We start from the raw sequence: 15258 nt of genomic DNA on the forward strand, positions 1-15258 counted from the left end.
TCAGGCGCGGGCCTGCGAGATGGCGTAGAGCGCCACGGAGGCCGCCACCCCCGCGTTGAGCGACTCCAGGCTGTTGGCCATCGGGATCGCCACCAGCTGGTCGCAGGTCTCGGCGACCAGGCGGGACAGGCCCTTGCCCTCGGAGCCCACCACCAGGACCAGCGGACCCTCGGCCAGCCCGCCCTCCGCCACGAGCTCGGGCAGCGACATGGTGCCCTCGGCGTCGAGGCCGACGACCATGCAGCCGGCGTCCTGGTAGGCCTTCAGCTGACGGACCAGGTTGACCGCCTGGGCCACCGGGGTCCGGGCCGCGGCGCCGGCGGAGGTCTTCCACGCGGACGCGGTCATGCCGGCCGCCCGGCGCTCGGGGATCAGTACGCCGTGCGCGCCGAAGCCGGAGGCGGAGCGGACGACGGCTCCGAGGTTGCGCGGGTCGGTCACCGAGTCGAGGGCCACGACGAGCGGCGGCTCCTTGGCCTCGGCAGCCCGGTCGAGCAGGTCGTCGCCGTGGGCGTACTCGTAGGACGGGATGCGGGCGGCCAGGCCCTGGTGGACCGCGCCCGCGGTCATCCGGTCCATCTCGTTGCGGGTGACCTCCATCATCGACAGGCCCTGCTCGGCGGCGAGCTTGAAGGCCTCCCGCAGCCGGCCGTCCCGCTCGGCGCCCTCGGCCACGTAGACACCGGTGATCGGCACGCCGGCGCGCAGCACCTCGACGACGCTGTTGCGGCCGGCCACCCACTCGGCGTCGCTGCTCTTCGCGGTCCGGTGTCGCGGCCTGGCCGACGCCTCGCGCTCCGAGCGCGTCTTGGCCTTGTGCGCCTTGTGGTAGGGCCGGTCCTCCGCCTTCGGCGTCGGTCCCCTGCCCTCCAGCCCGCGCTTGACGCGTCCGCCGGAGCCGATGGTCGCGCCCTTCTTCGACTTGCGGATGGATCCCTTGCGCTGGGAGTTGCCTGCCATGTCAGTCCTTCCCGTGCGCCTGGGCCAGCGACCAGCGCGGCCCCGACGGGGTGTCCTCGATCTCGATGCCGGCCGCCTTGAGGCGGTCGCGGAGGGCGTCCGCGGTGGCGAACTCCCGTGCTGCGCGTGCGGCGGCCCGCTCCTCGAGGAGCGCACCGACCAGGACGTCGACCGCGTCGGTGAGCAGCGCGGTCTCCGTGTCGTCGCCGCCGGCCCACGCCGGGTCGGCGGGGTGGAGCCCGAGGACGTCGAGCATCGCCAGCACCTGCGCGGCGGTCTGCGCGGCGTCCCCACCCTCGGCGAGCAGCCGGTTGCCCTCACGGACCGTCTCGTGCACCACCGCCACCGCGGCGGGGGTGCCCAGGTCGTCGTCCATCGCCTCCACGAAGGCCGGCGGCAGCTGCTCGAGGAGCACCTGGCCCGGCTCGCCGGACACACCGGCGCGCTCGAGGAAGGCCTCGACGCGGCGGAAGCCGGTGACGGCCTCGTCGAGCGCCTCGAAGGAGAACTCGACGTGGCTGCGGTAGTGCGCGGCGACGAGGTAGTAGCGCAGCTCGATCCCGCGGTAGCGCTGGAGCACCGCCGGGATAGTCAGGCTGTTGCCGAGCGACTTGCTCATCTTCTCGCCGGCGGTGGTGATCCACGCGTTGTGCATCCAGTACGCCGCGAAGGGGTGGCCGGCGGCCCGGGACTGCGCCTGCTCGTTCTCGTGGTGGGGGAAGCGCAGGTCCATCCCGCCGCCGTGGATGTCGAAGGCGGTGCCGAGGTACTTGCCGGCCATCGCCGAGCACTCGATGTGCCACCCCGGGCGACCGCGACCCCAGGGCGAGGGCCACGAGGCGGTGGCCGGCTCGCTGCCGGACTTCCAGCCCTTCCACAGGGCGAAGTCGCGCGGGTCGCGCTTGCCGCGCGGGTCGGCGTCCTCGGCGGCCTCCATGTCGTCGATCCGCTGCCGGGTGAGCTCGCCGTACGTCGGCCACGAGCGGACGTCGAAGTAGACGTCGCCGGACCCGTCGTCGGCGGCGTAGGCGTGCCCGCGCTCGATCAGGGCGGTGATCATCTCGACCATCTCGGGCACGTGCCCGGTGGCCGCCGGCTCGTAGGTCGGGGGCGCCACGTTGAGGGCGTCGTAGGCGCGGTCCAGCTCGCGCTTCATGGCGTAGGCCAGGTTGTACCAGGGACGGCCCTGCTCGGCGGCCTTGGCGAGGATCTTGTCGTCGATGTCGGTGGTGTTGCGGATGAACGTGACCTCGAAGCCGCGGACCCGCAGCCAGCGCTGGAGGACGTCGAAGTTGACCCCCGAGCGGACGTGCCCGACGTGCGGCTCCGACTGCACGGTGAGCCCACAGACGTAGAGACCGACCTTCCCCTCCTCGAGGGGGACGAAGTCGCGGACTTCGCGCGAAGCGGTGTCATGGAGCCTGAGAGTCACCCGCTCAGTCTAGGGGCGGGCGAGGCCGGGATTCGCATCCCCGAACTCGGTGACGGGTGGGGCTGGTGTGACGTATCGTCCCGAAGATGAACCGCCTGCCCCACGCGCCCTCCCACCGCCCCCTCCCCCGGCTGGTGGCCGGAGCGTCCGCCCTTGCCCTGCCGGCGGCCCTCCTCGGCGTGCTCACCGGCCCCGCCGCGGCCGAGCGGGAGCCCGCGCCGCGTCGCTCGGCCACGCAGGTCTCGGAGACCTCCTTCGACGCCGGCCACGAGCTCCGCCCGGGCAAGCGGGTCGGCACCCGGATCGCCAAGGGGTCGGTGCGGCTCAAGAAGCCCACCCGCACGCGCACCCACGACGGACGCCGCTACGACGTGGGGCTCTGGACCTCGCCGTGGGCCACCGAGCCCTTCGGCTTCACCGAGCTCATCCCGTCCTGGCAGGCGACCACCCCCGGGGACAGCTGGATCGAGGTCAAGGCCCGGCTGCGCGCACCCGACGGCTCCGTCGGCTCCTGGGACACGATGGCGCGCTGGACGTCCGGCAGCCGCTGGGTCCGGCGAGGCACCCTGGGCAGTCAGGACGACGATCTGGCACGCGTCGCCGCCGACACGCTCAAGGTCCACGACGCCGCCGGGGCGGTCGGCTGGCAGCTCAAGGTCCAGCTGATGCGCCGCCAGGGCACCAAGGCCGCACCGTCGCTGGAGCGGGTCGGCGCGATGGCCAGCAGGGTGGCCCCCCGGGGCGCCACCTCCACCCCGGGCCCGGGCGTGGGCACCGTCCTCGACGTGCCGACGTACTCGCAGATGACCCACCGCGGCCACTACCCCCAGTGGGGCGGCGGCGGTGAGGCCTGGTGCTCGCCGACCTCCCTGGCCATGGTGCTCGACCACTACGGCGTGCTGCCCGCCGAGGCGCGCGCCTTCGGCGGCGGCGCCCACACCGACCCGGTGGTCGACCACACCGCCCGGCAGGTCTACGACCACGGCTACCGCGGCACCGGCAACTGGGCCTTCAACACCGCCTACGCCGGCACCCTGCTCCCCCGCACCCGCGTCACCCGGCTGGCCGACCTGCGGGCCGCCGAGGAGCACATCAACGCCGGCACGCCGCTGATCGTCTCGGTCGCCTTCTCCGCCGGCCAGCTCCGCGGCGCCCCGATCACCTCCACCGCGGGACACCTGATGGTGCTGGCGGGCTTCACCCCCACGGGCGACGTGGTGGTCAACGACCCGGCCGCGCCGACCAACTCCACCGTCCGGCGGACCTACGACCGGGCGCAGTTCGAGCAGGTCTGGCTCGACGGGTCGGGCGGCCTCACCTACGTGCTCGAGGACTAGCCGCGCGGGCTACTCCTCGGCGCTGGCGGTGAAGGAGATCTCGTGCCAGCCGGTGGCGCCGTCGGGCACCACGTCGCGTCGCACCCCGGTCTGCACCTCGCCGTGCTTGTCGCGCGCCCTGACCCTGAGCACGTGCTCCCCGGGCTCGACGTCGAGGGTCGCCGCCCACTGCACCCAGGTGTCGTTGGTGCGGGGCAGCGCCACCTCGGCCGGCTGCCAGTCGCCCCCGTCCAGCGCGACCTCGACCGCCGAGATGCCCACGTGCTGGTGCCAGGCCATGCCGCCGACCCTCAGCTCACCGGCGGGCACGTCGTCGCCCGAGGAGGGGACGTCGATCCGCGACGAGAGGCGGACCGGTCCCTGCTCCGACCAGCCCCGCTGGGTCCAGAAGGCGTCCACGTCGACGAAGCGGGTGACCTCCCAGTCGACCACCCACTTGCACGCCGAGACGTAGCCGTAGAGCCCGGGCACGATGGTGCGGGCCGGGAAGCCGTGCTCGAGCGGGAGCGGCTCGCCGTTCATCGCCACCGCGACCATCGAGTCACGCACGTCGGTGAGTGCGCTGAGCGGCGTGCTGCAGTTCCAGCCGTCGTCCGAGGTCTGGAGGACTGCGTCGGCGCCGCGGCGCACACCCGCCAGCTCCAGCAGGGTCGCGGTCCGGACCCCGCTCCACCAGGCGTTGCCGATCAGCGGGCCGGCGACCGGGTTGGAGACGCAGCTGAGGGTGATCCAGGCCTCGCTGAGCTCCATGTCGATGAGGTCCTGGTAGGTCAGCACCACCTCCCGCTCGACCATGCCGTGGATGCGCAGCCGCCAGTCGGAGGGGTTGATGGTCGGCACCGCCAGGGTGGTGTCGATCCGGTAGAAGTCGTCGTTGGGCGTCTGCCAGCTCGACACGCCCTCCAGGTCGATCCTGGCCCGCGGAGGTGTCTCCCGGTCGGTGACGCCGGGGATGCGGAGCAGCCGGCGGCGCTCCTGCACGGCCCGCTTCCGGTTGCCCACGATCCGCCCGAGGGTGGTCGAGGAGACGGCCACCAGGCCCGCGACGGCCAGCCCGGCCAGCAGTCCCCGGCGCCCCGAGGTCGCTCCCTCCGGCGGGGTCTGCCCTCCCCGTGCCGCGAGGAGGGCCAGGAGAGCCTGGCAGAGCAGCGAGGTCGCCAGGCCGACGCCGATCGGGACCGCGTCGACCATCCCGGCGCCTCGCTGCAGCTGGACGGCCAGGAGCCCGGCCGCGGCCAGGACCAGCCACACCAGCACCGAGCGCCACCAGCCCCGCCCCCAGGCCCAGCCGGCGAGGGCGAAGCCTCCCAGGAGCACGAGCGCCACCAGCAGCATCAGCACCGGCTTGTCCGCCGGGCCGAGGGTGTCGATCGCCCACTCGACCACCGGCCCGGGGGTGAACCGGACCACCAGCTCGGCCGCGGCGATCACCGGAGGGTCCCGGATGGTCAGCGCCTTCGCCGCGAGATAGCTCGTCGCCAGCCCGGTCACACCGGCGACGACACCGATGAGGGCCCACGGGCGAGTCGACTGCATGACAGAGATTGTGACTCAGGCATCATCGGTCGTGTGAGCCCCCGTCCCGACCAGTCCCCGACCCCCCTGCCCCGCGTCGGGATGGGCACCGACGTGCACCGCCTCGTCGAGGGGGTCCCCCTCCACCTCGCCGGACTGGCGTGGCCCGAGGAGAGCCACGGTCTCGAGGGACACTCCGACGCCGACGTGGCCGCCCACGCCGCCTGCGACGCCCTCCTCTCCGCCGCCGGCCTCGGCGACCTGGGCAGCAACTTCGGCACCGCCGAGCCGCAGTGGTCCGGCGCCTCGGGTGCGGTGCTGCTCGGCGAGACCGCCGCCCGGGTCCGGGCCGCCGGCTTCGAGATCGGCAACGTCGCGGTGCAGGTGATCGGCAACCGGCCCCGGCTCGGGCCGCGGCGCGCCGAGGCCGAGGCCGCGCTGAGCGCCGCGGTCGGGGCACCGGTCTCGGTCTCGGCCACCACCACCGACGGACTCGGCCTCACCGGGCGGGGCGAGGGCGTGGCCGCGATCGCGACCGCCCTGGTGGTGGGATGAGGACCTTCGACGGGCTCCAGCTCCACGTCCGGGTCCACGGCCCGAGCGCAGCCGCGGTGGCCGCGGCAGGCCTGCCGGAGCCGGTCACCGTCGTCCTGGCCCACTGCTGGACCGCCGACACCGACGACTGGCACTACCAGGTGCTCGAGCTGCTCTCCCGCTTCGGCCACGACATCCGCATCCTCACCTGGGACCACCGGGGCCACGGCCGCTCCGACGCCGCTCCCGAGGCGAGCTGCACGGTGGCCAACCTGGCGCGCGACATGGCCGACCTGATCGACCTGCACGCCCCTCGCGGGCCGTTGGTGCTGGCCGGTCACTCCATCGGCGGCATGACGATCATGGCGCTCGCCGAGCAGCGCCCCGACCTGGCCGCGCGCACCGCCGGTGCCGCCTTCGTCGCCACGTCGTCCGGCCACCTGGACACCGTCACCCTGGGGATGCCCGAGCTCGGACCGCGCGCCCGGGCCCGGCTCCCGCAGCTGCTGGCGCTGCGCGCGCGCACCCTCAGCCGCCGCGCCCGCCGTCGTACGCCGACGATCGAGCGCGCCGTGGTCAACCGGTTCCTCTTCGGGGAGCCGCTGCGTCCCCGCGACGCCGGCCTGGTGGTCGACCAGATCATCAACTGCGCGCCCGCCACGATGCGCGGGTTCTACAACGACATGCAGAGCCACGACCGGGCGGCGGCGCTGGCGGCGTTCGACCACGCCCCCACCCGGGTGCTGGTCGGCAGCAGGGACCTGCTCACGCCGGTCCCGCACGCCCGGCGGATCGCGCACCACCTGCGTCGCTCCCGCCTGGTCATCGCCCCCGACGCGGGCCACATGCTGACCCTGGAGCGCCGCGAGCTGGTGACCGAGCACCTGGTCGACCTGGTCCTGGCCGCCCAGGCCGGACCGTCCGCGCCGGGAGGGCCCGGGCACGACGGCCACGAGGGGCACGACGGGGCGGCTCAGCCCAGCGCCAGCCGGTAGCCGCGCTTCACCACCGTCTGGACGGCGGCGCTGCCGATCGAGTGACGCAGCCGCGCGACCGCCATCTCGACCGCGTGCTCGGAGCCCGCGGTGCCCGACGGCAGGGCGCCGAGCAGCTCGGCGCGGCCGACCACGTGGCCGGGGCGCTCCAGCAGGGCCCGCAGCACCGCCATCGGAGCGGGGGTCAGCCGCACCTCGCCGCCGTCGAGGAGCACCTTGTCCCCGTGCACCCGGAGCACGCGCCCGCCCGCGATGTCGAAGCTCAGCCCGCTGCGCCGGGTCGGCAGCTCGCGCTCGAGCATCGCGACCATCGCGGCCAGCCGCGAGCGGGTGGGCCAGATGGTCGGCACGCCGAGCGGCTGGAGCGCGGCCGCGGTGACCGGGCCGACGCTGGCGGCGACCACGTCGCCGCGGAACGCCTCCAGCGCCTCCTCGTGCCGGCCGGTCGCCTCGGCGGCGTCGAGGAAGGCACGCACGGCGGGGGCGGCGGTGAAGGTGACGGCGTCCAGGCAGCGCTCCGCGACCAGGTCGACCAGGTGGAAGGTGGCGGCGGGGTCGGGGGCGGGCTCCACCCGGTAGACGGTGACCACCTGCACCTGGGCGCCCTGACGGCGCAGGGCGTGCGCCACCATCGAGAGCGACTGGCCGTGCTCCTGCACCACGATCCGCAGCCCCGCCAGGTCACGGCCGCGCAGGTGGGCGAGGACGTCCTCGAAGCACTCCGAGTCCGGCGACCAGAGCTCGCGCAGGCCCCCGGCGCGCAGGGCCCCCACCGTCTTGGGGCCCCGGGCGATGATCTCGGCGCGGTCGAGGTGGGCGAGGAGGTCGGCACGCATCCCCCACATCTCCGCGGCGGAGAGCCAGGCCTTCATGCCCACCCCGGTGGTGGCCACCAGGAGGTCGACCGGTCCGGCGAGCACCCCGGCGGTGGCGGCGCGCAGCGCCTCGTCCTCGGCGTTGGCCACCCCGGTGCGCAGCACCGGCGCCCACGTGACCTCCGCACCCCGTCGCGCCAGCAGGGCGATCTGCTCCTCGGCCTTGCGCGAGGCGGTGACGCCGATCCGGAAGCCGGCCAGGGAGCCGCTCGGGAGCGCCTCAGGCGCTGGCACGTCTGTCCTGGCGGGGGCCCACCTCGACCATGCCCCCCTCGATGCGCACCTCATAGCTGGCGACCGAGACGTGCTCGTCGTCCAGGCACCGACCGGTGCGCAGGTCGAAGGCGTGCTTGTGCATCGGGGAGGCCACGAAGTCGACGTCGCCGCGGGTGCCGACGATGCCGCGGGCCAGGACCGACGCGCGGCTGAACGGGTCGTGGTTGGACAGGGCGTAGACGTGGCCGTCGTGGGTCCGGAAGAGGGCGACCGCCTGACCGTGGACGAGGGCGGCGGCACCGCGCTCGACCTCGAGGTCCTCCAGCCGGCAGACGGGCTCCCACTCGTTCCCGACCGGCGGGGTCATCGGGACTCCTGCCGCATGCCGATGGTCGCGGCCAGCAGCACCGGCTCGACCTCCCTCCCGTCGGGGACCAGCGGCTGGATCTGGCCACGCTCGGTGGTGAAGGAGATCGCCGGGTCCGGCGTCCCGGGGGCGTTGACGAAGGAGACGAAGCGCGACAGCTTCTCCGGGTCCTCCAGGGTGGCCTGCCACTCGTCCTGGTAGGAGCCGATGTGCCGCACCATCGCGGCCTCGAGCTCCGCGCCCAGGCCGAGCTGGTCCTCGACCACCACGGCCCTGACCCGCTCCAGCCCGCCGTCGAGGGAGTCCACCCAGGTCGAGGTCCGCTGCAGCCGGTCGGCGGTGCGGATGTAGTACATGAGGTAGCGGTCGAGGTACCTGACCAGCGTCTGGGTGTCGAGGTCGCCGGCGAGCAGCTGGGCGTGCGCGGGGTTGGCGCCGCCGTTGCCGGCGACGTAGAGGTTCCACCCCTTCTCCGTCGCGATCACCCCGAAGTCCTTGCCGCGCGCCTCCGCGCACTCGCGGGCACAGCCGCTGACCCCGCCCTTGAGCTTGTGCGGCGACCGGAGCCCCCGGTAGCGCAGCTCCAGCGCGATGGCCAGGCCGACGGAGTCCTGCACGCCGTACCGGCACCAGGTCGACCCCACGCAGGACTTCACCGTGCGCAGCGACTTGCCGTAGGCGTGGCCCGACTCGAAGCCGGCGTCGACCAGCCGCCGCCAGATCTGCGGCAGCTGCTCCATCCGGGCCCCGAAGAGGTCGATGCGCTGGCCGCCGGTGATCTTGGTGTAGAGGTTGAAGTCGCGCGCCACCTCGCCGATCACGATGAGCCGCTCGGGGGTGATCTCCCCGCCGGGGATCCGCGGCACGACCGAGTAGGTGCCGTTGCGCTGGATGTTGGCCAGGTAGGCGTCGTTGGTGTCCTGCAGCGCCTTGGTCTCGGCCCCCAGCACGTGCCCGTTGAACTGGCTGGCCAGGATGCTGGCCACCACCGGCTTGCAGACGTCGCAGCCCCGGCCCCGGCCGTGCCCCTCGACCAGGTCGTCGAAGCGCCGGTAGCCGTGGACCGCCACCAGGTCGAAGAGCTCCTGCCGGGTGAGCGCGAAGTGCTCGCAGAGCCCCTTGTCGACCACCTTGCCCATCGCGGCGAAGTGCTCCTCGATGATGTTCTTCACCACCGGCACGCAGGAGCCGCAGGTGCTTCCGGCCCTGGTGCAGGCCTTGACGCACGAGAGGTCGGTGCAGGCCTCGGACTCCGCGGTGACCGCCGCGCCGATCTCGCCCTTGGTCACGTTGTTGCAGGAGCAGACCACGGCCTCGTCGGGCAGCCCGAGCTGGGCCGCCGCGCCGGAGCGGGCCGGCAGGATCAGCTCCTCGGGGTTCTCCGGCAGCGCCATCCCGGAGGAGACCATCGGCCGCAGGACGCCGTACGCCGAGGCGTCGCCGACGAGCACCCCACCCAGCAGCCGGTAGGAGCCGTCCTCGGCCTCCGCGACCACGAGCTTCTTGTAGACCCCCGCGACCGCGTCGGCGAAGACCAGCTCCAGCGCGCCGTCGGTGGTGGCGAAGGCGTCCCCGAAGCTGGCGACGTCGACGCCGAGGAGCTTGAGCTTGGTGGACATGTCGGCGCCGGTGAAGGTGCCCGCCCCGTCGAGCAGCGCGTCGACGACGACCTCGGCCATCGAGTAGCCGGGCGCGACCAGGCCGTACATCCGACCGCCCGGGGCCGCGCACTCCCCGATCGCGAAGACGTGCGGGTCGCTGGTGCGGCACTGCTCGTCGACGAGCACCCCGCCCCGCTCGGCCACCGCGAGGCCGGCCTGCCGGGCGAGCCCGTCGCGGGGCCGGATCCCCGCGGAGAAGACCACCACCTGCGCGTCGACCTGGCCGCCGCCGGCCAGGGTCAGCCCCTCGACCGCGCTCTCGCCGCGGACCGCCTCGGTGGCGGCCCCGGTGTGCACGGTCACCCCGAGCCTCTCCACGTGCCGGACCAGCGTCTGTCCGCCCGCCTCGTCGAGCTGGACCGGCATCAGCCGCGGCGCCATCTCCACCACGTGCGTCTCCAGGCCGAGCTGCACGAGCGCGTTGGCCGCCTCGAGCCCCAGCAGCCCGCCGCCGATGACGACGCCGGTGGTCGCGGAGCCGGCCGCCTCCCGGATGGCGTCGAGGTCCTCGATCGTGCGGTAGACGAAACATCCCGGCAGGTCGCGGCCGGGCACCGGCGGCACGAACGGGGCCGCGCCGGTGGCCAGCACGAGCGCGTCGTAGCGGACCTGCCCGCCGTCGGAGAGGGTGACGGTCCGGGTGGCCGGGTCGACCCCGGTGACCTCGGTGCCGAGACGCAGTCGGACCCGCGGGTCGTCGTACTCCCCCGCCGGGAGCAGTGACAGCTCGTCGGCGCTGGAGGCGGAGAAGTAGGAGGTCAGGGCCACCCGGTCGTAGGCCGGACGCGGCTCCTCGCCGATGACCAGGATGTCGTGGGTCTCGGTGAGACCACGTTCGACGGCGGCCTGCACGAAGCGGTGGCCGACCATGCCGTTGCCGGCGACCACGAGGGTCCTGCGCTGGTGGTTCCTGGGCGCTCGATCCGTCATACCCGGAAACGTAGGTCGGCGATGTTGTCGCCGACGTTTCCCCATGTTTCGGCCAGGAAAACCCTGGCTCACGACCTCCCGCCACAGGTCGGCGGGGCCGCAGGTCAGCCGGGGCCGCAGCAGCCTCAAGCCTTGCGCCGACTCGCGGCCCACCGCTAGGAAGGAGCGCATGGGACACCACGTGACCTACTCGATGGGCATGTCGCTCGACGGCTACATCGTCGGCCCGGACGGTGGCTTCGACTGGCCGGGGCTCGACGAGGAGCTCTTCCGCCTCACCACCGACGAGGTGCGGGGCTCCGACGCGCACCTGCTGGGCCGGCGTCTCCACGAGACGATGCTCGTCTGGGAGACCATCGACCGGAACCCCGGCCTCGACTTCAGCTCCCGGGACTTCGGCGCCCTCTGGCGCGCCCTCCCCAAGGTGGTCTTCTCCCGCTCGCTGACCGCGGTGGAGGGCAGCAACACCCGCCTGGCCACCGGGAGCGTCGCCGACGAGATCGCCCGCCTGCGGGCGGAGCCCGGCGACGGCGACATCGCCATCGGCGGGGCCGAGCTCGCCTCCGAGGTCGCCGCGCTGGGCCTGATCGACGAGTACCGGATCCGGGTCTTCCCGGTGCTGGTGGGCGGCGGCACGCCGTTCTTCGACCACAGGGAACGCCGGGTCGACCTCGAGCTGGTGGAGAACCGCACGATCGGCTCGGTCGCCTACCTGCGCTACCGCGTGCTCCGTTGAGCGCTCTGAAGCACAGGCAAGGTCGAGCACCGCCCGTGGAGTGACCGCGGTGCACGCCCCATTCGCACGGGGAGACAGGTTAAGTGGACGCGTGCGAGGGCGGCGACCGTCGACACCATCCCGCTCACGGAACAGAGCTTCTGGATAGAGTCTGGTGCGCTGTAACGGCTTGAACCCGCCCCCGCTCGCGCGGGGAGGACGCGCACTCTTCGCCGCCGTATACCTCAGGGGTGGACTCACCCCCACTCACGCGGGGAGCACCCGAGGTGCGATGGGACGCCCCGATCCTGCACGGACTCGCCCCCGCTCGCGCGGGGAGCACGTGTCCAGGTGGGTGGAGCTGCTCACCGTCCTGGACTCACCCCCGCTCGCGCGGGGAGCACCGACGTCGCAAGGGCCAGACCGGGGAGGGCGAGGACTCACCCCCGCTCGCGGGGGGAGCACGCGAGGTAGGTGAGCGCGCGGGCGTCCTGGTCGGACTTACCCCCGCTCGCGCGGGGAGCACACCCCACTGTGCGCGACGGGGAGCCGGGCTACGGACTCACCCCCGCTCGCGCGGGGAGCACTGGACCGCCGCGGCCCGGATGACGTACTCGCCGGACTCACCCCCGCTCGCGCGGGGAGCACCGGGGAGCCAGGCAGGCCCAACTCGCGCTCCAGGACTCACCCCGCTCGCGCGGGGAGCACGACTTGCAGAACGCGATCAACAGCCTGCCATCGGACTCACCCCGCTCGCGCGGGGAGCACCGAGACAGTGCGCTGATGCCCTTGATCGGGTCGGACTCACCCCCGCTCGCGCGGGGAGCACGAGAGACCGGGGTCGGCGCGGCCAACCCAGTCGGACTCACCCCCGCTCGCGCGGGGAGCACATGACGACCCGGGAGACCCAGAGCCCGGCTGAGGACTCACCCCCGCTCGCGCGGGGAGCACACCGCGACCAGCTGGTACTTGCCAGCCTTCACGGACTCACCCCCGCTCGCGCGGGGAGCACAGCGCCACCGCGGCCACCACCAGGCCGATGGGGGACTCACCCCCGCTCGCGCGGGGAGCACTCGTAGTCGGACTGGAAACCCTCGTCCCACGCGGACTCACCCCCGCTCGCGCGGGGAGCACCTCTGGGCGAAAGCCACGACCTGCTCGCCGCCGGACTCACCCCCGCTCGCGCGGGGAGCACCCCTCGGTCTGCCCCTTGATCGCCCGAGTGGCGGACTCACCCCCGCTCGCGCGGGGAGCACATGGCGACGAGGTGCCCGTAGGTGGACTTGACGGACTCACCCCCGCTCGCGCGGGGAGCACATCAGGGGCCTGCGTGAGCTGCTCTCCGATCTGGACTCACCCCCGCTCGCGCGGGGAGCACTACGACCGGCTGATCGGGGCCACCAGAGCCGCGGACTCACCCCCGCTCGCGCGGGGAGCACTGCGCAGCCTTGATGCGGAGGAGGTCGCGCTCGGACTCACCCCCGCTCGCGCGGGGAGCACCGGCCCGCCACTCACTGCCCTGGAGGCATCATGGACTCACCCCCGCTCGCGCGGGGAGCACTGGAGGCGTCCGCGCTCCTCGAGACCGGCGATGGACTCACCCCCGCTCGCGCGGGGAGCACCGGCCAGTGGCCTCGAGACGGTCTGGCGCAGACTCACCCCCGCTCGCGCGGGGAGCACGTATTACGTCGTCGACGTGGGTCAGATGGTGGGGACTCACCCCCGCTCGCGCGGGGAGCACGCGTGCGCGGTCTCGCGCTCCTGGTCATGGTCGGACTCACCCCCGCTCGCGCGGGGAGCACGGCAGGTGTAAAGGTCGCCTTGACACTGTTCTGGACTCACCCCCGCTCGCGCGGGGAGCACTGCTGCTCGCTGGCGAACTCACGGGCGTGCCGGGACTCACCCCCGCTCGCGCGGGGAGCACGCCTTCTTCGTGTTGGTCGTGCCGGCCTCGGCGGACTCACCCCCGCTCGCGCGGGGAGCACGAAGTCAGGTCGATGCCCGACAGCGCCCGCAGGGACTCACCCCCGCTCGCGCGGGGAGCACATGACGTGGACGACCGCGGCACCGACCCGGCGTGACTCACCCCCGCTCGCGCGGGGAGCACCGTGGGACGGCACCACCCGCTCCCCCCGTGAGGGACTCACCCCCGCTCGCGCGGGGAGCACGGAGACAGGCATCAGGGGGACTCGCTTTCAAGGGACTCACCCCCGCTCGCGCGGGGAGCACTCGGTGACGCCATCCTCGCCGATGTAGCCGAGGGACTCACCCCCGCTCGCGCGGGGAGCACTCGAAATGGACGGTCGTCTGCCAGGACGCCGGGGACTCACCCCCGCTCGCGCGGGGAGCACAACTTCGGGGCGATGATCGAGGCGTACACGAGGGACTCACCCCCGCTCGCGCGGGGAGCACGCCTCCTTGCCGACCTGGTAGGCCGCGTGCCAGGACTCACCCCCGCTCGCGCGGGGAGCACATCACTTGTCGCGCGTGCGGCGGAACCTACGTGGACTCACCCCCGCTCGCGCGGGGAGCACGGGAGGGTGGTCACCATCTGCGTGTCAATCGTGGACTCACCCCCGCTCGCGCGGGGAGCACAACTACCCCGACCACCCCAAGGTCGAGGCACTGGACTCACCCCCGCTCGCGCGGGGAGCACTTGATGTTCATCGGCGCGGGCCTGGACCGCTCGGACTCACCCCCGCTCGCGCGGGGAGCACTGCTGCGCCGTCCACGGGGACACCGCATCGATGGACTCACCCCCGCTCGCGCGGGGAGCACGACGCAACCCGCCGCACAGCCGCACACATCGAGGACTCACCCCCGCTCGCGCGGGGAGCACCAGACGACGCACTCAGCCACTTTCACACAGAAGGACTCACCCCCGCTCGCGCGGGGAGCACGAGACGGGCGTGGGTCCGCGACTCGTGCGGGAGGACTCACCCCCGCTCGCGCGGGGAGCACGGGACGCTCATCTTCACGGGCCGCAGCGACGTGGACTCCCCCCCGCTCGCGCGGGGAGCACCCCAGAACATCGGCCCGCACGCCGCCACCCACGGACTCACCCCCGCTCGCGCGGGGAGCACAGCGCCTCCGCCTCCGCGACCTTCGCGCCCATGGACTCACCCCCGCTCGCGCGGGGAGCACCGCGTCCTGGGCGCCTTCGACCCCTCGTGGATGGACTCACCCCCGCTCGCGCGGGGAGCACCACCGGGTCTCGGTGATGGTTCCGGTCCAGCCGGACTCACCCCCGCTCGCGCGGGGAGCACGCACGGACACGCTGGGCCGCTGCCGACCCCCCGGACTCACCCCCGCTCGCGCGGGGAGCACTCGTCATCGACTCGGGGAGGTGGGCGGCATGAGGACTCACCCCCGCTCGCGCGGGGAGCACTAAATGAACGCTCCCACCAGAAGACTGATGACGGACTCACCCCCGCTCGCGCGGGGAGCACGCGGCCCCGGCCGCGGCGTGTGTAGCGTCCAGGGACTCACCCCCGCTCGCGCGGGGAGCACCAGCAGTCGACGAGCCATCGCGAACCGTGACCGGACTCACCCCCGCTCGCGCGGGGAGCACGGATCAAACGCGAGCAGGTCGAGAACCCACTGGGACTCACCCCCGCTCGCGCGGGGAGCACGTGGGGACCGAATGCGGCTCGTAGGCGCGGACGGACTCACCCCCGCTCGCGCGGGGAGCACTCCTCGTCCTCGGCCACAACGATGGCCT

10 protein-coding genes and 1 CRISPR repeat array (1 of these 11 only partly in view) are annotated in these 15258 nt (G+C 73.6%); of the genes, 4 read left to right on the top strand and 6 right to left on the bottom strand.

Going from position 1 to position 15258, the window contains the following annotated elements; genetic code table 11:
- Together rlmB and cysS are read right to left on the bottom strand one after the other, a co-directional pair.
- Positions 1 to 960 carry a 23S rRNA (guanosine(2251)-2'-O)-methyltransferase RlmB gene (rlmB, locus tag AC3X7R_RS01430; protein WP_489963763.1) on the bottom strand — a complete coding sequence of 320 codons (960 nt, stop codon included), beginning with the start codon at positions 958 to 960 and terminating at the stop codon, positions 1 to 3.
- A gap of 1 nt (position 961) precedes the next feature.
- Complete coding sequence (gene cysS / locus AC3X7R_RS01435; RefSeq protein ID WP_489963764.1) at positions 962 to 2392, bottom strand: cysteine--tRNA ligase; 1431 nt, start codon at positions 2390 to 2392, stop codon at positions 962 to 964.
- An 86-nt stretch (positions 2393 to 2478) separates the two neighbouring features.
- Here cysS and AC3X7R_RS01440 point away from each other — a divergent pair, with 86 nt between their 5' ends.
- Positions 2479 to 3729 (top strand): C39 family peptidase, encoded by a 1251-nt coding sequence (locus AC3X7R_RS01440; RefSeq protein ID WP_489963765.1) that lies wholly within the window; start codon positions 2479 to 2481, stop codon positions 3727 to 3729.
- Between the two features lie 9 nt (positions 3730 to 3738).
- On the opposite strand, the gene AC3X7R_RS01445 is transcribed toward AC3X7R_RS01440, so the two are convergent.
- The gene (locus AC3X7R_RS01445) at positions 3739 to 5265 is read right to left on the bottom strand and encodes a molybdopterin-dependent oxidoreductase (RefSeq protein ID WP_489963766.1); all 1527 of its coding nucleotides are present in this window, start codon (positions 5263 to 5265) and stop codon (positions 3739 to 3741) included.
- Between the two features lie 81 nt (positions 5266 to 5346).
- Here AC3X7R_RS01445 and ispF point away from each other — a divergent pair, with 81 nt between their 5' ends.
- Together ispF and AC3X7R_RS01455 are read left to right on the top strand one after the other, a co-directional pair.
- Complete coding sequence (gene ispF, locus AC3X7R_RS01450) at positions 5347 to 5799, top strand: 2-C-methyl-D-erythritol 2,4-cyclodiphosphate synthase (RefSeq protein WP_489964302.1); 453 nt, start codon at positions 5347 to 5349, stop codon at positions 5797 to 5799.
- On the top strand, positions 5796 to 6773 hold the full coding sequence (locus AC3X7R_RS01455) for an alpha/beta fold hydrolase (protein WP_489963767.1): 978 nt from the start codon (positions 5796 to 5798) through the stop codon (positions 6771 to 6773). Before ispF ends, AC3X7R_RS01455 begins: the two co-directional genes overlap by 4 nt.
- Here AC3X7R_RS01455 and AC3X7R_RS01460 read toward each other — a convergent pair.
- From AC3X7R_RS01460 to nirB, 3 genes are read right to left on the bottom strand one after another with little or no spacing between them, the layout of a single operon-like run.
- Complete coding sequence (locus AC3X7R_RS01460) at positions 6752 to 7882, bottom strand: uroporphyrinogen-III synthase (RefSeq protein ID WP_489963768.1); 1131 nt, start codon at positions 7880 to 7882, stop codon at positions 6752 to 6754. The genes AC3X7R_RS01455 and AC3X7R_RS01460 overlap by 22 nt on opposite strands.
- A complete protein-coding gene (gene nirD, locus AC3X7R_RS01465; RefSeq protein ID WP_489963769.1) occupies positions 7869 to 8231 on the bottom strand; it encodes a nitrite reductase small subunit NirD in 363 nt (120 codons plus the stop codon). The genes AC3X7R_RS01460 and nirD overlap by 14 nt, the downstream gene beginning before the upstream one ends.
- Positions 8228 to 10822 carry a nitrite reductase large subunit NirB gene (gene nirB, locus AC3X7R_RS01470; protein ID WP_489963770.1) on the bottom strand — a complete coding sequence of 865 codons (2595 nt, stop codon included), beginning with the start codon at positions 10820 to 10822 and terminating at the stop codon, positions 8228 to 8230. Before nirB ends, nirD begins: the two co-directional genes overlap by 4 nt.
- Positions 10823 to 10991: 169 nt before the next feature.
- Here nirB and AC3X7R_RS01475 point away from each other — a divergent pair, with 169 nt between their 5' ends.
- Positions 10992 to 11558 (top strand): dihydrofolate reductase family protein, encoded by a 567-nt coding sequence (locus AC3X7R_RS01475; protein ID WP_489963771.1) that lies wholly within the window; start codon positions 10992 to 10994, stop codon positions 11556 to 11558.
- A 779-nt stretch (positions 11559 to 12337) separates the two neighbouring features.
- Positions 12338 to 15258: direct repeats of the CRISPR family, unit length 29 nt; unit sequence GGACTCACCCCCGCTCGCGCGGGGAGCAC (it continues 948 nt past the right edge of the window).

This window comes from Nocardioides sp. Z22_16, assembly GCF_058134365.1.